Source organism: Pseudoalteromonas carrageenovora IAM 12662 (assembly GCF_900239935.1).
GTDB classification, from domain to species: Bacteria; Pseudomonadota; Gammaproteobacteria; order Enterobacterales; family Alteromonadaceae; genus Pseudoalteromonas; species Pseudoalteromonas carrageenovora.
Window position 1 is genome coordinate 179669 of record NZ_LT965929.1, and the last position, 21702, is coordinate 201370.

General features: G+C 40.2%; 19 protein-coding genes. 7 read left to right on the forward strand and 12 right to left on the reverse strand.

Annotated features, from left to right (window positions below):
- The first annotated feature begins 16 nt into the window (after positions 1–16).
- The 4 genes from ALFOR1_RS17165 (at position 17) to ALFOR1_RS17180 (ending at position 4925) form a co-directional block, all read left to right on the forward strand.
- The gene (locus tag ALFOR1_RS17165) at positions 17–1651 is read left to right on the forward strand and encodes a DUF6892 domain-containing protein (protein WP_104643807.1); all 1635 of its coding nucleotides are present in this window, start codon (positions 17–19) and stop codon (positions 1649–1651) included.
- 156 nt (positions 1652–1807) lie between these two features.
- On the forward strand, positions 1808–3772 hold the full coding sequence (locus ALFOR1_RS17170) for a hypothetical protein (RefSeq protein ID WP_104643808.1): 1965 nt from the start codon (positions 1808–1810) through the stop codon (positions 3770–3772).
- A gap of 94 nt (positions 3773–3866) precedes the next feature.
- Positions 3867–4325 (forward strand): TlpA family protein disulfide reductase, encoded by a 459-nt coding sequence (locus tag ALFOR1_RS17175; RefSeq protein WP_104643809.1) that lies wholly within the window; start codon positions 3867–3869, stop codon positions 4323–4325.
- Positions 4326–4538: 213 nt separating this feature from the next.
- Positions 4539–4925, forward strand: coding sequence for a hypothetical protein (locus ALFOR1_RS17180; protein ID WP_104643810.1), 387 nt, complete (start codon positions 4539–4541; stop codon positions 4923–4925).
- Positions 4926–4989: 64 nt separating this feature from the next.
- Here the strand turns inward: ALFOR1_RS17180 and ALFOR1_RS17185 are convergent, their stop codons facing one another.
- Positions 4990–5868 carry a LysR family transcriptional regulator gene (locus tag ALFOR1_RS17185; RefSeq protein WP_104643811.1) on the reverse strand — a complete coding sequence of 293 codons (879 nt, stop codon included), beginning with the start codon at positions 5866–5868 and terminating at the stop codon, positions 4990–4992.
- Positions 5869–6005: 137 nt separating this feature from the next.
- On the opposite strand from ALFOR1_RS17185, the gene ALFOR1_RS17190 reads away from it, so the two are divergent.
- Positions 6006–7082, forward strand: a complete 1077-nt coding sequence (locus tag ALFOR1_RS17190; RefSeq protein WP_104643812.1) for a YeiH family protein — start codon at positions 6006–6008, stop codon at positions 7080–7082.
- A gap of 26 nt (positions 7083–7108) precedes the next feature.
- Here the strand turns inward: ALFOR1_RS17190 and ALFOR1_RS17195 are convergent, their stop codons facing one another.
- The 4 genes from ALFOR1_RS17195 to ALFOR1_RS17210 form a co-directional block, all read right to left on the reverse strand.
- Positions 7109–8416: a DASH family cryptochrome gene (locus ALFOR1_RS17195; RefSeq protein ID WP_104643813.1), complete on the reverse strand. Its 1308-nt coding sequence runs from the start codon at positions 8414–8416 to the stop codon at positions 7109–7111.
- 115 nt (positions 8417–8531) lie between these two features.
- Positions 8532–8870 carry a hypothetical protein gene (locus tag ALFOR1_RS17200; protein WP_054981643.1) on the reverse strand — a complete coding sequence of 113 codons (339 nt, stop codon included), beginning with the start codon at positions 8868–8870 and terminating at the stop codon, positions 8532–8534.
- A gap of 155 nt (positions 8871–9025) precedes the next feature.
- Entirely contained in the window at positions 9026–9736 is a 711-nt protein-coding gene (locus ALFOR1_RS17205) for a winged helix-turn-helix domain-containing protein (RefSeq protein WP_104643814.1), read from the reverse strand.
- A gap of 50 nt (positions 9737–9786) precedes the next feature.
- Positions 9787–11514, reverse strand: a complete 1728-nt coding sequence (locus ALFOR1_RS17210; RefSeq protein WP_104643815.1) for a DUF885 domain-containing protein — start codon at positions 11512–11514, stop codon at positions 9787–9789.
- A gap of 217 nt (positions 11515–11731) precedes the next feature.
- Here ALFOR1_RS17210 and ALFOR1_RS17215 point away from each other — a divergent pair, with 217 nt between their 5' ends.
- Together ALFOR1_RS17215 and ALFOR1_RS17220 are read left to right on the forward strand one after the other, a co-directional pair.
- On the forward strand, positions 11732–12319 hold the full coding sequence (locus tag ALFOR1_RS17215) for a DUF4202 domain-containing protein (protein ID WP_104644168.1): 588 nt from the start codon (positions 11732–11734) through the stop codon (positions 12317–12319).
- 27 nt (positions 12320–12346) lie between these two features.
- On the forward strand, positions 12347–12850 hold the full coding sequence (locus ALFOR1_RS17220) for a TFIIB-type zinc ribbon-containing protein (protein WP_104643816.1): 504 nt from the start codon (positions 12347–12349) through the stop codon (positions 12848–12850).
- Between the two features lie 60 nt (positions 12851–12910).
- On the opposite strand, the gene der is transcribed toward ALFOR1_RS17220, so the two are convergent.
- The 7 genes from der to pilW form a co-directional block, all read right to left on the reverse strand.
- Positions 12911–14377: a ribosome biogenesis GTPase Der gene (gene der / locus ALFOR1_RS17225; protein ID WP_058550518.1), complete on the reverse strand. Its 1467-nt coding sequence runs from the start codon at positions 14375–14377 to the stop codon at positions 12911–12913.
- Between the two features lie 74 nt (positions 14378–14451).
- Positions 14452–15630 carry an outer membrane protein assembly factor BamB gene (gene bamB, locus ALFOR1_RS17230; protein WP_104643817.1) on the reverse strand — a complete coding sequence of 393 codons (1179 nt, stop codon included), beginning with the start codon at positions 15628–15630 and terminating at the stop codon, positions 14452–14454.
- Between the two features lie 10 nt (positions 15631–15640).
- Positions 15641–16261 (reverse strand): YfgM family protein, encoded by a 621-nt coding sequence (locus ALFOR1_RS17235; RefSeq protein ID WP_058550520.1) that lies wholly within the window; start codon positions 16259–16261, stop codon positions 15641–15643.
- Between the two features lie 19 nt (positions 16262–16280).
- On the reverse strand, positions 16281–17561 hold the full coding sequence (gene hisS / locus ALFOR1_RS17240; RefSeq protein ID WP_058550521.1) for a histidine--tRNA ligase: 1281 nt from the start codon (positions 17559–17561) through the stop codon (positions 16281–16283).
- A 137-nt stretch (positions 17562–17698) separates the two neighbouring features.
- Positions 17699–18817, reverse strand: a complete 1119-nt coding sequence (gene ispG, locus ALFOR1_RS17245) for a flavodoxin-dependent (E)-4-hydroxy-3-methylbut-2-enyl-diphosphate synthase (RefSeq protein WP_058550522.1) — start codon at positions 18815–18817, stop codon at positions 17699–17701.
- Positions 18818–18822: 5 nt separating this feature from the next.
- Entirely contained in the window at positions 18823–19692 is an 870-nt protein-coding gene (locus tag ALFOR1_RS17250; protein ID WP_104643818.1) for a RodZ domain-containing protein, read from the reverse strand.
- A complete protein-coding gene (pilW, locus tag ALFOR1_RS17255; protein WP_104643819.1) occupies positions 19689–21569 on the reverse strand; it encodes a type IV pilus biogenesis/stability protein PilW in 1881 nt (626 codons plus the stop codon). Before pilW ends, ALFOR1_RS17250 begins: the two co-directional genes overlap by 4 nt.
- Positions 21570–21702: the final 133 nt, after the last annotated feature.

Genomic DNA, 21702 nt, shown 5'->3' on the forward strand with positions numbered 1-21702 from the left:
GGACTACCGAGTAAATATGTTGACTATACATTCTCAGATACAAAAAAATATAGATTTAATTCGTGACCCTAATTTTGGTGTTGTTCAAAAAGGTGTACCTAATAAAAAAAATAAAGCAACAGTAAGAAACATTCATGCGCAATGGAAAAAATTAATAGAAGAACAGCAAGCAACCATTAAAAGGCAATATGATCGAGGGCTCATTGATTGGCCAGAATGTCGTAGTTTAATGAGGGCTGATTTTAGCATTGAAGATGAAATATACAGCGCAATGATGAATTGGCTTTCAACCATAGATTTATCTGACACACTTGAGGTTGAGTACCTTGCTACGTTTATTGAGACTGTAAGTAGCTCAGATTATTCGCCAAATGCTTTGGTGTTATTAAAATATCACCAAACTATACTAACTAAAATAAAAGAACTTATTGAACACCAACGGGTACATCAGCAAAATACAAAAATTAACTTAGTTGTTTCAGGTTTAATAGAGCTATATTTTTATCTTTCAGTAGGCAGTTACACTCCAGATTTTATCAAGCGGTATGAACTCAATAAAGTTGATATAGCGCTATTGCTTCCTTCTTTTTATCGAGCATTTTCAGATGAAGATAGTAATTTGATAATGGGTATTTTTGAAGAGTTTCACCCAGATGTTATAAACGAGTTTACTCAGCTATTACATTCGAGCATTGTTAGGCATGCTAGAAATAGCAGTTACGGCTGGATGCATTCAGAACTACTAAGTATGCTTGCAAAGCCTGCAGATGTGTTTTATAAAAACGCACCTCTGATTTTTAAAAGCCTGATTAATGACTTTGATTTTTCTGATATTGAGATGGATTATTTAATTGAAAATTTAATACTATGCCCGCTTGGGATTGAAGGTAAAAAAACACAACAAGCACATATTCATGAACACCTAAATCACATTAAAGCAAAGGGCGCAAAACAAAGTATAATTAACGATTATCAACAAAAATTAGATAATATAGATTCAGTTAGCCAAGAAAAATACAACAAAAATATTAAAACGGCTCTGCGTAGAATTACCGTTTCAGCCCCTACTCGAAAAAGCTTAGACATATTACTTAAAGCCACTACCGATAAAGCTAAAGTGACACACTTAAAATCGTTACTTTTAGAAGCTGATGCTTTAAAAAACACACCTAAATTGTTTAATATTAATAATAAACCCACCGTTTTATTTCGTGATTTTAATTTTAAGTTACTCGTTATTGAAGAGCTGATGTATCGACAAGAGATCCTCTTACCAAAGTTTGATTTAGATTTATTTGCCAAAGAGTATATAAAACGCGAAATTGATCGAGAAGAAGATGGATATGAGTGCATTGCTGAAGTTAAAAAGTACTTTAAAAACGTAGAAATACCGATGACTTTACTCGAAAAAGTAACGCAGCTTTATCAAGACAGTGGTTTAAATGGTGGAGCTGTATTTTTAGAGCACATGCATCCATTTTGGGATCCCGGTATGGGAGATGAAGTACCCAAAGTAACAAATAAGGCAATTGATGATTTAGCTCTATTACCTAATCTTACTGAAATAATTGGTTTAGAAAATAGCGAGCCGAGTAAAAAATTATTAAATGCCTTAGCTGAGCGAAATATTGAGTTGGAAGAGGAGGAGTAATTTAGATTACGCCTTCAAAATTTTAGATTAAAAGCAGATGATTATATCTAAATTCAAGTATTAATTTTTTCTGCTTTTAATTTTATTACTGTAGCTAAAGCTTTTAGCTAAATGACCGATAAAATACTTAATAGAGTTTAGCGATTAAGGATAATCATGGTCAACAGCACTCTTGGCAACCACGCCAATTTAAGCGCTTTACTTGGTCAATCAGTTAATAATACGAGTCAAACCTCTTTGGCGGCGCCAAAAAGTAACGGTGACCTTCAAGCTATTAATGCTTTACACACTAACGTGCCTAAAATAACCGACGAGCTGCTTAGCCAGTTAAATAACGAAACTACTGACGAAGCCCTAGCCAGTAATCAAAAAGTTGAGGATGTTTTACAGCAGCAATTAACCTCACTATTTACAATATCGAGTACACCAAGCCTTAATAACTATAAACCCTCCAATGAAGAACTCGCCCTGCGCACCGTAATAAGCTCTCAGCATGAGGGGTTATTAAAAAACGAAAACAGTACCCAATTAATTGAGCGATTAAATACGTCGGTTAAGAATATTCAGGGTGCTTATGCTAATACCAGCGATATTTTATCGAGTTTAGGGCAACTTGGGCATGAGCAAAAAACCTTTTTAGCCTCAAGTCAGCAACGTGTTGAGCGCACGCTTAATCCGTACATGGAAAGCCTTAATCGCGCAAAATACGAGGATGGCGATCACAACCTGTTTGAGCTCTCGGTAAAAACTAAAGAAGGTGATGTTATAAACATTACCTTTAACTCATCGCAAGGTTATGACGAAGAAACAGGCGAAGCCGTTGATGGCTTTAGCTTAAGTTACGAAGTAAATGGCGATTTATCTGAGGCTGAGCATAAAGCACTTACGCAGGTGCTCAGTGGTGTTGGCGAAATGGCCGATGAATTTTTTAAAGTGAGTGAAAACTCATTTAATTCTCTTATAGTGCCAAACCAAACAGACATGAGTTTAGATTTTTTAGCTGGGTTTAATAGTGAGCAGCTAACAGGCTTTGATGTGTCGTTTTCAACAACGCAAAATAAAGATCCTGATTCGAAAGAGAACACGCTTGATTTAAGTTACTCCATTGATGAAGCATCAAACCAGCAAGCACTTGTGTTTAAAGCCGCAGGTGGGCAAAACGACATTGATTTTACACTCGATATGTCAACCATTGGCGCTAAAGACACGCAGCAAATGCAGCAGTATTTAGCGTCGCTCGATCAAAGCTTAGAAGATAGCCGAGTAAACAGTACCAAAGACAATAAAGAGTCGGCATTTGGGCGAAAAGGTGACGAAGCAATGCTGCAGGGCTTTGCATTATTTAAAGGCGCTTTTGCAAGTATGTCGTCGGCGGCTGAGCGTTATAGCAATTTGGAGTCGCTTGCAGATCTGCACTTTAATGACGGGCGCGCTATGGTAGCCGATTTAGTTGATAACATGGTCGCAAACGATAGCCGTTACCAAAGGCTAGGTAATAAAGCGCCGAATACATTAGGATCGGGGATTTCTAAGCTCGCTGATTTTGATGCCACTTTTTCATATGCGCTGGATAACGGCGACTATCAACCAAAAAGCAGCATTGAATTAAGCCAAGCAACTGAGCAAAGCCAGTTAGGGGATCTTAGCGGTGTAACGCAGAGTAAAAATGTAAGTAGCCATTTTGATTATCAATACAGTCGCCCTGATTACTACAACAAAGAAGAGAGTTATAACGTAGGGACTGCGGTTAAAAATAAAGAGCTAGTGGGGCTTGATCAGTCTCACGAAGTGGATGTTGATACAAAAATGTATGCGTTTAACCCGCAAACTAACCAATATGAACTGCAAATGGCGATGCAAGAGCAAACAGTTAGTAAAAGCGACATTCGCTTAATTGACGATATTTGGCTCGAAGAAAACGAAAACAGCTACTCAATGCATAAAAAAGAGCGCGATGAGAGTGATGACAAGCAAGATGATTTTATAGAAACAAACCGTCACTCACACACCAAGCTTGTTACCTTAATTGGTGACTTAGATAAGTTAGCCGAGAATAAAGCAGTAAGGCGAGAATATTTAACTAACTTATCGCAAGTTAATTTTTTTATGGATAAAAAGTAACGCTTTAGAGCTGTTCACTCCTCACTCAATATTGGGTATAGTCGTTAAATGCTTTATTTAATACCTAATTTAATATCTAATTAAGAGCAACCTTATGTTTAAACAATTAATTTTATTGTGTGCTTTAAGCATGCCGTTATTAAGCTGTGCTGCTGACGCACCATTTTCGGGGGGTATTACAACTGATGTACTGCTAAGCGACTACGACAAGTTTAACGAGCAATACAAAGCATTCACGCCAACAGCACAAGACATTGCGTTAATGCAAAAGCTAGAAGGTAAAGAGCTAATTGTATTATTTGGCACATGGTGCCACGACAGTGAGCGCGAAGTGCCGCGTTTAATTAAGTTACTAGATGAATCAAAAGTACAACTTGCAAGCATTGAATATGTGGCCGTGGGTTACAACAAGCAAGACGATGCAGGCATTGCAAAGGCTCACGACTTGCAATACACCCCAACGTTTATTGTTAAGCAAAATGGTAAAGAGTTAGTACGCGTAATTGAAAAGCCAACGGGGTCATTGGCACAAGATTTAACTAAGGGCTTATGAGTTTAGCTTGATCATATTTGGGCTTACTGATTTAGCTAATAGATTTATGGGTAGCTGGTGAACTGCTATGAGTGTTCTCTTAAAATTACAGTGCGTGAAGACGGGTTTGATCCATTTGGCTGAGCAGAAATAGGAATTCAGCTATGGTTTGCATATCAATTAAAACAAATAAAAAACTAATTAATCTACAAGCTCGTTGTGGTATTTCTTAATATGTCTAAAGATCTACGTAAAAATTTGATTGCTGCGATTCTTAGTCCATTAATTGCATTACCAGTCCTTGGTTTTTGTTATTTTTATGCGGGTATCGAAAACTATACTTCTGTTAGTTCATTAATTTCAGGTGTTGGTTTTGGTGTATCAATAGGGGTGGGAAGTTTATTTTATTTTTATCCTTTGATGCTCATTTACGGATTACCTATTAGCTTATTACTCCAAAAGTTAAATTTATTTAAATTACCGGTAGTTTTAATCTTAAGCATACTTCCTGTTTTTTTACTTAGTCTTTTTAGTGAATTTAATCGTGAAACATTGGTTCTTCATTTATTGGTACTTTCAATGGGTTTAACTAGTTGGCTTATATATAATAAATTAAGGTAACACCGCAACAAGCCATTCATGTCACACAACCTTTCCCTTACGTGACTTACAGCTCACATAATCACTATATACTAAACAGGCTTTTTTCGAATGCTTGCGCAGCATGCGAAGACGGTCTGTCTTTATAATGTAGTTGATACAGTGGCCTAGAGAGTTGCTCGTTATTTTTTTGGCTCAGGCGTGTTAATTTGCCTAGCTGCACTAAATCCTCAGTAACTACATTTGGCAATAAAGCGACCCCCATACCTTGAGCAACGGCCCTAGCTATGGCTTCGTTGCTGCCTAATTGCATACTTTGCTCAGCTTGTACGCCATGTTGTGCTAATAACTTAACCGACATTTCTAAAGTGCCAGAGCCTGGCTCGCGCAGTAGCCAAAACTGCTTGTTTAACCATGCTTTTAAGTCTTTAGTGGGCTCACTGTTGCTGGGTATAACGACACTCATTAAATCGTTTTGCCAGTGCTTACTAATAATGTGCGGCTCGGTGGGTGTGCCTTCAACCAGTGCTAAATCGATAGTGCACTCTAGCAATGCGTGCTCAATTTGCGCGGTATTAGCCACTTGTACTTCTACTTTTATATGTGGGTATTGGGCGCAAAATTTGGCTAAATAAGGCGGTAGCCAATAACTGGCAATGGTGGTGCTGGTGCCTATAACTAATGTACCGCGCTTAAGCCCTGTGCGCGATTTTATATCGTCAATGGCGGCTTTTTCAATGGCAAAAATACTACGTGCGTGATCATATAGGGCTTGGCCGCCTTCGCTTAAGGTGAGCTTTTTACCTTTAGATGCACGTTCAATAAGTTGTATGTTTAGTTGATACTCAAGCTCTTTTAAAGCCTTTGATACCGCAGGCTGGCTTATAAAAAGCGCTTCGGCTGCGCCTGAAAAGCTACCGAGCTTAGCCACCGTATAAAACACCCTAAGTGCATGTAAGTTCATTGTATAACCTTAAATTGCATAACTCTATACTGCATAACTTTAAGTTATCAAATCATGATTTTAATATATTGGAGTTATATTTTGAACTTTCTTACAATTAAGTCAACACATCAATATGGTTTAAGTGAGGGAATATTATGCTTAGCGCTATTAAAAATAGTTTTCAGCCTTTGGCTATTAATACTAAGCAATACGGCGATACGCGCTGGTGGTTAGGTATGCTGCTGGTGGTTATTTTAGCGGGGGCATCTGTTGGATTAAGTAAATTACCTATAATGCAAAGTGCGCAATTTAGCTCCTTAACAATTGGTATTGTGCTTGGCATTATTGTGGGTAACAGCGTGTTTGCGCACATTGCTACGCGTACAGATGTAGGCGTTGATTACGCTAAAAGTATATTACTCAAAGCGGGCGTTATTTTATTTGGGTTTAGAATTACTTTTGCGCAAGTAGCGGGTGTAGGCTGGCATGGCCTATTAACCGATGTGGTAATGCTGCTTGGTACGTTTATATTAGCAGTACAGCTAGGTAAGCGCGTTTTTAAGCTTGATGAACAAACAACCATACTAATAGGTGCGGGTAGCTCTATTTGTGGCGCTGCAGCGGTAATGGCAACCGAGCCAGTTATAAAAGCTCAGGCACATAAAGTATCGGTAGCGGTGGCAACGGTTGTGGTGTTTGGCACGTTCAGTATGTTTGCATACCCAATTATGTTTGAATATATGGGTGTGAGTGAGCATGCGTACGGTATTTTTGTTGGTTCAACCATTCATGAAGTTGCGCAAGTGGTCGCAGCAGGTACTGCGGTAAGTACCAATGCAGCCGACACCGCCGTGATTGAAAAAATGTTACGCGTGATGATGCTTGCGCCATTTTTAGTGGGCTTGTCGTTTTGGCAAAGTAAAAAGCATGCAAACATAAACGCACATGGCGGCGAGCAAAAAGCGGGTATTACAATCCCTTGGTTTGCGGTGTTATTTATAGTGGCAAGTGGCGTGCATTCGTTATCGGTTATTCCGCAAGGTGCTACAAACGCCATTGTATGGTTTGATAATATATTGCTCACCATTGCCATGGTCGCACTTGGGCTGCGTACACATGTTGGCGCTATTCGCCAAGCGGGTATAAAGCCACTGTTATTAGCAGGTTGTTTATTTTTGTTTTTAACCTTAGGTGGCTTTGCCATTAATATAGGCATTGCTCAGCTGTTTTAAATATAACCTAAACGAGGTAGATTGGCTTAAATAGGCCAGTCTACTTCGTTTAAGTGATCGAGCTGCTGTGTTTTATTACTGTGCCCGTGCCATTTATTGGTATAAATACCATTTGGGTCAAACTGCTGTGTTTGCTTTTCAATATTGAAGTGCCGCCCGCCACGAGGGTCAACGCCCACACCAGCTATGTATTGCCAGTTGCCCCAGTTTGCTGCTACATCGTAATCAATTAGTTGTTGCTCAAAATAGGCTGCGCCGTACCGCCAATCAAGGCCTAACTCGTTTACTAAACAGCTTGCTGCAATTTGCCTTGCACGGTTTGAAATGTAACCCGTAGTGTTTAGTTCTTCCATAATGGCATTTACAAGCGGGTAAGGGGTTGTGCCATTACACCATGCTGCAAAACGTGTAGGTGAAAAAGTAGTGAGCGGTTTAGTTTGTTTTTGCCCTTTAAAGCTAAACAGGCTGTTGCCCGCTTTAAGTGCGTGCCATTTAAAATACTCTCGCCATAGCAATTCAAATTTAATCCAGTAAGTAGACTCGTTTGCCGTGTTGCTTTGTTCGTAATCTTCTACGGCTTTATATACTTGTTTTGCACTTAAACAACCAAAGGCAAGCCAAGTACTAAATTTGGTGGTGTTGTTAAAGCCATCAAGTTCGTTGCGAGTCGTTTTATAAGTACTTGGCATAGCGCCTGCAAAATACTGTTTTAAATGAGCTTGCGCGTTGTTAAGCCCGCCATGCATTACGCCTTTATTTGTTATACGTTCTATAGGTTTTTTTGCGCATAAAGTTATTGGCTTAGGCAGCAAGCCGTTTGGCAAAGTTGTTGGTGTAATAGGGCTATTAGCGGCCTCTACCTTTTTACGAAAAGGGGTAAAGTGTTTGGGTAATTCGCTTAAATCAAAGGGGAGGTCACTTTGCTTAAAGAGCGTGTCTTGCTGCGACCCTGTAAATTGTGTATTGGGGCAATGTGCTTTGAGTAAGTTTATTTGGCGTTGTTCGTACAGGCCAAATTGCTCACTGTATACCACTTCATCAATATTTTGCTCATTTATACGCGCTTTTAAAAGCGATACGGGTTCGCCTTCAAGCACATGTAGGGTTTGCCCACGCTCAATAAGTGCTTGTTGTAGCTCGTACAAGCTTTGCATTAAAAACTGCTGCTTATGTTTACCGTAGGGTTTTTGTTGGTAGTTACTATTTTTAAACCAGTGCGGATTAATAACAAATACAATATCAAGCGCACATTGCTGCAACGCAAGGTCACTAAAAATTGGGTTGTCGGATAGGCGTAAATCGTTTTGTAGCCAATATAAAATGCGTTTGCTCATACTTATGCTCTGGTCTTTGTAATCATTAAGTTTACGAAGCAAAAGCGGGTAGGGATTGATTTTCACTTGTATTTAATTAAGAAAGGATGAGCAAGTGTGACTTGCTCATCTAGGTTTACTTAAGAGATTGAGTGGCTTGGCGTATATTTTCAGATATATAGGCAATTAAATAAACAAAAACAGTGAGTGGTAAACCAAATATAAATAAGGCAATTTTGTACTTATTAGCAACAGTTGATTTAGGTAATGTAATTGCAAAGCAAACGCTCATGGCTAACCAAAATAAAGCTAAAAGTGGTGATATGTTTGATTGAGGGTTAGATAAATCACAAGTGCCAAATGAAATACTGGCAATAGATGCGTTACCTATTTCTATACACTCGTTGCTGTTAATAAGGCTTAATGTAATTACTGTTATGATTAATACTAGTAATAGAGGTAATAAGTGTTTCATATTTTTTTCCTTAATTATTTAATTTTATGGGTCGCTCTATAGCGCCTAAACAAATTAAAACGATTGGCAAAAAATAACGATAACAAAGCCATTAACTAGTTATTATAAAGTTATAACCATGGTATTACCTTGGTTATAACTTTTATAAGTCATTACTATACAATAGGTTGTGTTTTTACTTCAGCTATAAGCTGATAACCTCGTTTCATTACAGATTTTATATATGTGGGGTTTTTTGTGTCGTTATCGTTAAGGGTCACACGTAGTTTGCTAATAACTCGCCTAACTGCGGTGTCGGTTACAATTTGATTCTCCCATACATTATTATGTAACTCTTCAAGGCTAACTATTCTTGGTTGTTGTTCTATTAAATAGCTAAGTACCTGCATGCATTTGGGCTCTAATGTGTAGAGGTTATCTTCTTTAATTAAAGACTGCTGCATGCTGTCAAAAGTGTACTCACCAATTATTAGCTGATTAATACTCGGTTTTTCAATAACAGCTTTTGAGTCATCAGGGTTAGGCTGAGCTGTTTTGGCTGAAGAAGTAGTTGCAGATTTTTGATAAACCCGAAATACCACCATCCCAGTTAAATTCATTAATAGTACTAACGGGCTCAGTGGGAACGCACATAGGAAAAGTAAATATTTAAACCCCACGTGTATATTTGGCTTATTAAGCATTTGCCCAAATAACACATTTAAAAGCATCCATATAATAAAATAAGGCGTAAGGGAAATTGAATCAGTTTGCTCCCCACAAACGCCATATTTTACTCCCTCTATGTAGTTTGATGCGTCTAAACAAAACGCAGTAGCTTGGCTGCTAAATAAAATGAGTGATATAAAAATAAGTAGGTGTTTCATTAAAAAGTCCGTTTAGAAAGAGGCGGAAAATAATACCGCCTTCATTAATGTTAAATAGCCGATTTTTGTTTTTCTATCCAATCGTTTATAACGTCTTCAAGCACTGCCATAGGCAATGAGCCTTGGCCAATAACGGTGTCGTGAAAGCTGCGTATGTCAAATTGTGGGCCGAGTTCTTTTTCGGCTTTTGCACGCAGTTCGCGTATTTTTAGCTCGCCCATTTTGTACGAAAGCGCTTGGCCTGGCCATGAAATATAACGATCTATCTGATCTTCCACTGCGCTTTGTGGTAAGGCAGTGTGACTGGCTAGGTAATCAATTGCTTTTTGGCGGCTCCAGCCAAATGCATGAATACCGGTATCAACCACTAAGCGTACTGCACGCCACATTTCGTAACCTAAACGGCCAAAATCACTGTACGGGCTTTGATAAAAACCAGCTTCTTTGCCTAAGCGTTCTGTGTATAGTGCCCAACCTTCGCCAAATACAGAGTGGCTAAGTGTGCGTCTAAATTCGGGTACATCTAACTCCATAGCAATGGCGTTTTGTAAGTGATGCCCAGGGATTGCTTCATGCAAGCTAAGTGCTTCTAAATTATATAAAGGCTGCAGTTTAGGTGTTGAGGCTAAAAAGTAAGTACCAGGGGAACGGTTATCGGCCGGTGGCATATAAAATGCGCCGCGACTCGCTGAGCCTTTTATAGTAAAGGTATTACGCGGTAAATGGCCAAAGTAGGTTGGTAACTTGCCATACATTTTTTGCGTAATAAAGGCTGTTTTTTCAAGCAGGTCTTGCGCGTCTTTTGCGTAAAATTGCTCATCGGTTGCTAAAAATTCTAGAAACTCACTATAGGTGCCATCAAATTCTACTTCATCAATAATGCTTTGCATTTGCGCTTTAATACGCGCGACTTCTTTAAGGCCTAGTTCGTGAATTTTTTTAGGTGTGGCGTTTGTTGTGGTGTAGTAATTAACCGTATACTTGTAGTAATCAAGCCCGCCTTTAACGCTTGCAATACCCGGCTGCGCTCTACAGTGTGGCATATAGTCATTTTTAAAAAAGTCGTAAAAATGCTGATAGGCAGGAATTACTTTTTTTTCAATTACGGCTTTTGCTTTTTGTTTTAAGTTTGCTTTTTGCGATGCACTAAAGGTATTAGGTATACGTGTAAAGGGTTCGTAAAGGGCGCTATTTTCGGGGTTGTTAACTATGTGCGCGCTAATGCTTTGGCTGTAATTTTCAAAGGTTTTACAATAATGAGTAAAGCCTGTTTTTATACCTTCTTTCATTAAATCAATATTTTGCTGATTAAAGTGCGGGTAGTCGGCAAGGCTGATTAAAAATGCGTTGTAATCATCAACTGTTAAAAAAGCCATGTTAGCCGGCGCTTCGGCAAAGTAAGTATGCCAGCCACTTAAAAAATTTACCGGAAAATACTTATCTTGATAAAGATAGCTTTGCTGCTCGGTTTCTCGCTCATATTTAAATAAGCGGTAGTTCATTAGCTGCTCGTTGTTGAGCGTTTTTGGGTCAATATTGGCTAAGCTTTTTAGTACGCTGTTGTTATAAGCTTGGCGCTTAGCAATGGCTTGCTCGCTCCAATTTGGTAATGTGCCGTTTGGTTTCCAACCGTCTGGATCGGTACGAAAAAATATTTTTTCAGCTTTGGCGTTTTGCCAGTGGTTATCAATAATTGTTTTTAAATCGCTGTTGCTGTCGGCAAGGCATGATAGCGAGGTGGCTGCTAAGCAAATAGCTAAAATACGTTTTTTAAACATAGTCATCCATTATTGGCGAGTTAGTCGCGCTTTTTTATTTTAATTTGTGCTCAATATAGTACCAAGTTAACTTTATTAATGCGCTTAATTTTATAACCTGTATTAATTGGCTTTACTTTTTGATTGAACAAATTTCACCGCTGAAGTGAGTGGGGCACTAGTTTATTGTTTTACCAGCGTTTAGAATGATTAAAACTAATTACAATAAATGACCGTCATGTTTAATAAAGTAATAACGCTGATTGATGAAGCTAATAACCAAGACCCGAATACTGAGCAGCACAATGGAGAAAGTTTTCCAAAAGAGTATTTATACTCACAGCGTATGAGCGAAATGCTAACTCGCTTTAAGCCTGATGCCGATGAACTCATGCAAATTGCAGTGCGTGCGCAACATATTCAGCGTTGGAAGTCGCCACGTAGCGACTTTGAAATGAACAAACAGGGCTATCATCAGTGGCGCAGTGCTCTTTATATATTTCATGCAAGTAGTGTTGTAGCGCTTATGCAGCAAGCAGGGTACAGCGAGGCTGAGCAAAACAGAGTGTACGATGCAGTCGCTAAAAAAAATATTAAACGTAACCCAGATAGCCAATTAGTAGAAGATGTAGCAAGCCTAGTATTTATTGAGCATTACATGCTTGGGTTTGCTAATGCAAAACCAGATTATAATGAAGAGAAATGGATAGGGATTATTCGCCGTACATGGCAAAAAATGTCAGATGACGCGCATGAGTTTGTACTTGCAGGTAATATTACATTGCCAGCGCCGCTTGTTGGGCTTATTCATAAAGCGCTTGAGTAAAAGAACATAAATAAAAAGGAATTTTAAATGTATTGTCCTCGTAGTAATACGCCACTTGAACCTTTACTTGTTGGCGGCATTACTGTTTTTACGTCAGCGCAAGGCGGCGTATTTTTTGATAACAGCCAAATTTTTAAGTTTAGCTCGCCAGAGTTAAAGCATGGTCAGGTATTACTTAAGTATTTGAGTAATTACATTGAAGGTGAGGGCGATGTATCATCGCGAGTAAATTGCCCAAAGTGCGCAAGCATAGTGATGATGCGCCGGTATTTTTCACCGCTCAAAGTAGTTGAGATAGACGAGTGCCCGGGTTGTGCAGGAATATGGCTTGATAGTGGTGAGCTGGCAAAAATACACGAAAACCATTTAACACCCAAAGAGAGAAAGTTGTTAGCCCATGAAATGGCCACCAACCATTGGTTTGTATCTATTAAGCCACCAAAATCAAAGTATTATTCTAAAGCGCCTACAAATGTTCAAGGCACCACAGTTGAACGGCTGGTGCAATTGGCATTACTTAATTTTGAGTAATAAAAAACGGCGTACTAATAAGTACGCCGTTTTTTTGTAATAAATTAACGCTTATGCGGTTTATTTATTACGATTTTCTTTTGCAAAGGCACGTATTTTACGTTTTTGCGAAAGCGTTACTTTATTAGTACGCCCTGCAAATGGGTTATCACCTTCTCTAAATTCAATTTTGATTGGGGTGCCCATAATTTTAAGTGCTTTACGGTAGTAGTTCATAAGGTAGCGTTTGTAGCTATCTGGTAAATCGTGAACTTGGTTACCATGAATTACAATACGTGGCGGGTTATAACCACCGGCATGCGCGTATTTAAGCTTAACACGACGACCACGAACAAGTGGCGGCTGGTGATCGGCCTGTGCCATGTCCATAATACGGCGAAGCATTGCGGTGCTAATACGCTTAGTTGCTGACTCGTACGCTTCATCAACCGACTCAAATAAGTGGCCAACACCTGTACCATGAAGTGCAGATATAAAGTGCAAGCGTGCAAAGTCTATAAAACCTAAACGGCGATCGAGTTCTGTTTTAATACGGTCTTTAACGTAATCATCAAGCCCATCCCATTTGTTCACGGCAATAACCAATGAACGACCTGAGTTAAGCGCAAAACCTAATAAACTTAAATCTTGATCAGAAATACCATCGCGAGCATCAACAACAAGTAGTACAACGTTTGCGTCTTCAATCGCTTGAAGTGTTTTAATTACTGAAAACTTTTCAACTACGTCGCTTACTTTTTTACGCTTACGAACACCTGCGGTATCTATTAAAATATATTCTTTGTCGTTACGAGTCATCGGAATATAAATAGAGTCGCGGGTTGTGCCTGGCATATCGTATACAATTACACGTTCTTCACCGAGTATACGGTTTGTAAGTGTTGACTTACCTACGTTAGGGCGGCCGATAATAGCCAGTTTTACAGGTTTATCTGCAAATGCTTGATGGTCTGTATCGTCGCCTTCACCTTCTTGATAAAGGTCAATTAGGCTTTCGTCATCGTCTGTTACATCTTCGTCTTGTGCAGCTAGTTCAGCAATTACTGGCTGAAGAGTTTGCTCAAGTAGTAATGTAATACCACGGCCATGTGCAGCAGCAATATGGTGTATTTCACCTAATGATAACTGGTAAAACTCAGCACAGTTTGAGTCTGCATCAATACCATCGGTTTTGTTAGCAACAACAAAGCTCTTTTTCTCTTGCTTGCGCAAGTGATTAGCAATGGCTTGGTCAGCTACGGTCATGCCCACGCGGGCATCAACCAAAAACAACACTATATCGGCTTCTTCAATGGCGAGTAATGACTGATCAGCCATTTCTGTTTCAATGCCTTCCTCAGAGCCATCAATACCACCCGTGTCTACCACGATAAATTCAAAGCCATCGTAATTAGCTTGGCCATATTTTCTATCTCGTGTTAAACCTGGAAAATCGGCTACGAGCGCATCACGAGTACGTGTTAAACGGTTAAATAATGTGGATTTGCCCACATTGGGTCGCCCAACTAGAGCGATCACGGGAAGCATAAACTACCTCTTTAAAAAACAACAAAAGGCTTCGCAGTGCGAAGCCTTACAAAAAACCTTTAAGTGTTAGCTAGTTAGTTAGGTATGTTTACCACACTAACTTCACCATCACGGGTGTATAAAATTAGCTTGTCGTCGGCAACAACTGGCTCAACAAAAAAGCCTGAGCTGTCAAAGTCTTCGCGAGATACTAACTCGCCAGTTTCTTTGTTAAGCCAATGTAGGTTACCTTCTTGGTCACCTAAAGCTAAGTGGTTACCTGCAACTGCAGGACCTGTTAGGTACCAACCACGTAGAGCGGGTTGGCTCCAACGTTCAATACCTGAATTTTTATCTAATGCGTAAATTACACCATCGCTATCGACTAAATAGATAGTTTGTGAATCCATCGCAATTTCGCGGTAGCTGCTGTATTCACGTTTCCATACAACATTACCAGAGCGAATATCAACTGCAGCTAGGTTACCGTTGTAGGCAATTGCGTAGGCGTATGGGCCGCTAATAAGTGGCTGAGTATCTACGTCAACAAGGCGTTCAAATTCTGATGCACCTTTAGCAACCGCAATTTCTGCGCTCCATGCTGAGTAACCACTGTCTGAAATTAATACGCTTAGCTTGCCTGTTTCAAGGCCTACTAATACACCACCGTTTGCAACAGTTGGTGAGCTTTGGCCGCGTAAAGTAAGTGGTGGAACTTCTTGTTCAAAGCTCCAACGCTCTTCGCCAGTATCTGGGTGAAGGGCTAACAATTTACCAGAGCCTAAATTTACAAAAATTAGGCCATCACCTGCTGTTGGTTTAGACAGGGATTCGCCTGGTACTTGTTTACGCCAAACTTCTTTACCGGTTTCGCGGTCAAGGGCAATAATAAAGCCATGTTCAGAACCTATGTATATTTTACCATAGGCTTGCAAAATACCACCTGATAATTTTGCAGTTCCGTTGTCGCTCCAAGGCCAGATAGATAAATCTTGGCGTACATCGGTTTCCCATTTAACATCGCCATTAGCTAGTGATAACGCTTCTACTTGGCCTTCGCGGCTGGCAACAAAAATAGTATCTTTATATACCGCTGGCGATAAACGAGAGAAATAATGCTCAACGCCATCACCCACTGATTCTTGCCAAACTACGTCTGTTTCAAATTGATTTACAATTTCAGGTAGTACTAGTTCGTCTTCATCATCGCTTGATGAGCAACCCATTAATGTTGCCATACATAAGGCAAGCGTTGCTGTAGTTATTTTTCTCATACCTAAAACCTTATGCCGCTGGGCTAGTTACTGCTAGGTCATCTAACTTAATTTGTAAAAGTGGGTTACCTGTTAATCCACCTGCATCTACTGCAGCTTGATACGCAGTACGAGCTTGTTCTTCATTACCTTGCTCTGTGTAAATATCGCCTTTAAGCTCGGCAACGTTTGCATCAAATGCTTCGGGTAATGGTGCATTTAGTGTAGATAATGCATCGTCATATTTAGTTTGAGCAATTTGAATACGCGCTAAACGAGTAATAGCAATTGCTTTTAACTCTGTGTTTTCAACGTTTGATACTATCCAGCTTAATTTTTCGCTAGCAACATCTAACTTTTGCGCTTCTACAGCATCTTTAGCTGCTACAAATGCAGCTAAAGTTGCGTAGTTTGTATCTTTGTTTTCGCTAATAAATGTATCTGCAGATGATAAAACATCATCACTTTCAACAAGCTTAGTGTATGAATCAGACGCTTGCTCAGCGGTAGTAATTTGGTTTTGGTTATATGCTTTCCAGCCATATAAACCGCCTAAACCAACAATTACACCTAGCGCAAGTGAAAGGCCGTTTTCACGGAAAAAGCGCTTAATGGCTTCTGCTTGTTGTTCTTCTGTTGAATAAATATCCATTCTTACCTCTAATGTTCGCTTAGCCGTTTATAAGCTCAGCTAGTAGCGCTTTAGCTTGTTCTAATTCTAATGTGACTTGTTCTTTACGCTCGCGTAAATATTTTATGGTCACAACGCCTTTTTCTAATTCATCTTCACCAATAATCACTGCAACAAGTGCATCGCTTTTATCAGCACGTTTTAATTGTTTTTTAAAGTTGCCGCCGCCAGCATGAACCATAACGCGTAAACCTGGTACGTCGCTACGCAGTTGCGCTGCTATAGCAGGTGCTTGAATGCTGGCTTTGTCGCCCATTGCAGCTAAATATACATCAGCATTACGACGAATGTCACCTACGCACTCAAGTGCTTGTAGTAACAATACTAAGCGCTCTAGACCCATAGCAAAACCAACTGCGGGCGTTGCTTTACCGCCAAGTTGCTCAACTAAGCCATCGTAGCGTCCGCCAGCACACACTGTACCTTGTGCACCTAGGCTATCTGTCACCCATTCAAAAACTGTACGGTTGTAGTAGTCTAAACCACGTACTAACTTTTCATTAACCGTGTATATGACGCCAGCTGCGTCTAAACGTTCACATAAATTTTCAAAATGTTCTTTTGATTCAGCATCTAAATGCTCAGACAATTTAGGCGCATCAACTAAGATTGCTTGAACGTCTGGGTTTTTGCTATCAAGTACACGTAACGGGTTTGAATACATACGGCGTTTTGAATCTTCATCAAGCACGTCAGTATGTTGTTCAAGGTAGGCCACTAATGCATCGCGGTAATCGGCGCGCGCTTCGTTAGAACCTAAAGAGTTAAGTTCTAAACGAACGTGTTCACTAATACCAAACGCTTTCCATAATTGCGCCGTTAATAAAATAACTTCTGCATCTATGTCGGCTGTGGAAATACCAAATGTTTCTAAACCAAATTGGTGAAACTGGCGGTAACGACCTTTTTGCGGGCGTTCATGACGAAACATTGGACCCATGTACCATAGGCGCTGCTCTTGGTTGTACAGTAAGCCATTTTGGTTACCTGCACGTACACACACTGCAGTGCCTTCTGGGCGAAGTGTTAGCAAATCGCCATTGCGATCGGCAAAGGTGTACATTTCTTTTTCTACTATATCGGTAACTTCACCAATAGAGCGTTTAAATAGATCGGTTGATTCTACAATAGGAAAACGAATTTCTTGATAACCGAACGAAGCTACTGTCTCGCGTAAAATGTTTTCTACTTTCTGCCAAACTTGCGTGTCGCCCGGCAGACAATCGTTCATACCGCGAACTGCCTGAATTTGTTTTGCCACTGATAAATCCTAATTACTGTTTATGTGTAATAAAAAAATGCTTACACAACAAGAATGCTAAAAATTGACCCGCTATTATAGCGTTCTGGCTATAAAGGTAAACGCCAAACACCGCTGTTTGGCGCTTTATGCGGTATTTATTCGACGATTTTAACGTCGATAGGTGTTTGCTGCTCTTTTTGAGCAATAAAGTCGCGCACGTAGCCTTCAAGTTGGTCAACAATGTTATTGTTATCTATACGTGCTTTTTGGCGTTCGCCATTAATGTATAAACCTGAGCGACGGTTTGCACCTGCAAGGCCAATATCACTAACAAGGGCTTCGCCTGGGCCGTTTACAACACAGCCAATTACCGAAACCGATACCGGTTCAATAATATCCTCTAGGCGTTCTTCAAGTTGGTTCATGGTGCTTACTACATCAAATTCTTGGCGTGAGCAGCTAGGGCAAGCAATAAAGTTAATACCGCGTGAGCGTATACGCAGCGATTTTAAAATATCAAAACCTACTTTTATTTCTTGCACTGGGTCGGCAGCAAGAGATACACGTAGCGTATCGCCAATGCCTTCAGCAAGTAGCATACCCAAGCCAACAGCTGATTTAACCGAACCTGAGCGCATGCCGCCAGCTTCAGTGATCCCTAAGTGCAGTGGCTGATCTATTTCTTTAGCCAGTAAACGATACGCGCCTACCGCTAAAAATACGTCTGACGCTTTTACCGATATTTTAAACTGATCAAAATCAAGGCGGCGTAATATATCTACATGGCGCATTGCTGATTCGAGTAATGCCTCGGGTGTTGGCTCGCCGTATTTTTCTTGTAAGTCGCGCTCAAGTGAGCCACCGTTTACGCCAATACGAATAGGAATGTTATGTTCGCGTGCTGAGTCAACTACGGCTCTAATACGCTCTTCGCTACCTATATTACCTGGGTTTATACGCAAGCAATCTACGCCATATTTTGCCACTTTTAAGGCTATGCGATAATCAAAGTGAATATCGGCAACAAGCGGAATACTTACTTGCTCTTTTATACTTTTGAACGCTTCAGCTGCATCCATAGTTGGCACTGATACTCGAACTATGTCGGCACCGGCATCTTGTATAGCTTGAATTTGTGCAACGGTTGCATCAACGTCCATGGTGTCGGTGTTGGTCATCGATTGCACTGCAATAGGGGCACCATCACCAATAGGTACGTTGCCTACATTAATGCGGGTTGATTTTCTGCGTTTAATTGGAGATTCTGAAAACATAGCGACTACTCTGCTAATGGTAATTTAAATTTAGCTAAACGATTTTTAGGGAACGCTGAAATATCAATAGGTTCGCCGTTTAGGGTAATGCTTACAACGTCATGCTTACCAAGCACAACAGAAAAAGGAGGGGTGCCGCTTACAGTCATTTTGTAGCCTGCTTTTTTAACACCAAATGCTACTTTTTCACCTTCGCCATCGTAAATTTCAACCCAACTTTCATCGTTAAAGTTCATTACAATTGTACTTAGGTTACCTGTACTTTGTTCTTGCTGTGCAGCTGGTGCTGCTTCAACAGGCGTTTGTGGCGTGAGTGTTTCGCTAGTTGCAAGTGTGCTTTGCGGCGTTAATAACGATTCGTCATCTATTTGGGCTTGCTGCTCTTGTTGTAAAACTGTGGGCTGCGCAGCTTGGCGTTCACTCATTTTTGAGTTCTCGACATTTATATTGCTGGTTTGCTCTTCTATTGGGGTCGCGTTTTGCCAAAACCATAAAGCAGATGAGCCAATAACAATCGCCAAAATTAAGTAACTAAATAACATTAAGCGGCTATCGTTTGCTTCTTTTTCTGTGCGACGCGAAAAACTTTGCATGTTAGCTGGCTTTGTAGGCTCAGGCGGCGCAGGCATCATCGCTATTATTGGTGTGCTATCAACTTTTAATTCGCGGCAATAGTTTTTTATATACCCTTTTACAAACGTAATAGGGCCTAGTAATGCAAATTCGTCGTTTTCAAGGCGCTGTACTTGTAATTCAGACAGCTTTAAAGGGGCCGCGATAGTTTCTATGCTAACGTTTGCTTGCTCACGGTGTTTTTTTAGTATTTGGCCTACCGTAGGCTGTTCGCTTTGAGTTTGCGTATTTTCTTCATTCATAATTTGTATGAGTCTGGATCCACTAGTAAAAGTCTATGCCCTGGTGTTAATGCTATGTCAGGACTTAATTTATTCCATCGCATTAATTCATCAATTAATACATGCCGCTGGGTAGCAATATCGTAAAGGGAATCGCCAGCTTTAATTTCGTAATAAATATTAGGATCGTTTAGGTAAATTTTACTTCCGTTCATCACCCGATCCGACTCTTTTAAACCATTCCATTGCAGGAGCTTTTGTAGTTTAACATTGTATCGCACCGAAATGCTAAATAGGTTTTCGCCAGCAGCAATTACATGAAACGGTACTCGCAAAGCGGGTACTTTAGGGTTGAGCATTGGCGGCTCTGTTTTTTTCACTGCATCGTACGGTTTAAACTCAATATCTGAGCTACTTTGATAATCGCCATTATCAAATACGCCAGCATCTTTAGTGGTCTCGTAAAATACCACGTCAGCGCCTTCCTCTTTTACAGACCTTACAGGTGCAGTTGTTGCGTTACTCGTTGTTTGCGGTGAGTTAAAGTTGGCTGCTTTAGGCGCACCAAATGAAATTATTTTAACCTCATCATCTGTGGTCGCAGGAGCTTGCATAGGGTTAGCAGTCGTTGTCGAAGAAACATTCGGTTTAGGTGTGCTTTTTTGTTTGCTTTCTGGCTGAGGAACAATGTTATCTGCCGATTCATGCTCAGTAGTAAGTGCTAGCATAACTGCTGATGTATCGGTTGGTGCACTTGGTGTTAATACTTTTTCACTTGTTGCCGGCTTTGCAGCGGGTGCCATGCTTGTAACTGTAGGCGCTGCATTTGCTAGTTGTTTTGTGCTTTTATCGGCTTGGTTAGTTATTGCAGCTTGAGCTGGCTGCGTTTGCACTGTTCGGGCAATAACAGGGTTTGCGTCTTCTGCAGGGGCTACTATCGGTAGTGTTGCCGTTGGCTGATTGTTTTTTGTAACTAAACTGGTTGAGCCATCTGGCGATGCGCTTTTTTTTCTGACAATTTTTATTTTTGGTTTAGCACCCACTAGAACGCCATTGTCGTCTTCTTTTAACTCATTTAATTTAGCTTTGCGGTATTTTTCGCGTAGCATTTCAAACTCGTTAAAGTGTGTGCGCTTTTCTCTTATTGCGTAAGCTTCGTTACTGCTTGGGTAAGTTTGTAAAATAGTGGCGGCTATTTTTTCCGACTCTTCTATTCTGCCCATTTTATTTTTAACTAAGTAGCTAAGCATTAGGGCTCGAGAAGATACACGTCCTGTATCATCGTATCGCTTTACAAGTTCGCCGGCTTTATGTAAATCGCTTTTAGCGTAATACAGTGCCGCTAAACTGATTAAAGTAGATGTACGTTGCGAGCTATGATTGAGCGCTTGCTTAAAGTAGCTTTCGGCATTTTCAAAGTCGTCAAACTCAATGGCACATAAGGCTAAGTTTTCGTAGCTTTCGGCAACTCGAATATAGCTAGGTACGTCAATGGCTTTTAAAAATTGGTCTGTTGCGCGGTCGTACTCGTCAATACCACACAAAAATACGCCGTAGTTATTTAACGTATTAGGATCGTCTGGTTTTATATCAAGTGCTTTTTGGTAGGCTTTATCTGCACGAGCATTTTCGCCAACTTGTTGGTAATAATAAGCAAGAGAGTAGTGAACTTCAGGTAAATTAGGGGCAAATTCAGATGCGCGTTCTAAATTATATTTTGCTTGCGAGTTGTTACCCGCTTTTAAGTACTGGAGGGCTAAAGCTATACGTGTGCGTGCTGCGCCAGCATTATTAATTTTATTTTTGACGACGGGTTTGTTACTTCCGTTATAACTACTTTCACTAACACAGCCACTTAGGGCAAGTGCTGATAGTGTTAAAGCAAGTATAGATCGCATTACCTTGTCTCTTTATTTTTGTCCATAGCGCCTATCTTACCTAAAACCTTTCGTGTTGCATCATTTATTTAAAAATAAACAACTTAACCACCCTGCACAGCTAATATACGCAGGGTGGTTATAGGCAGGGTGG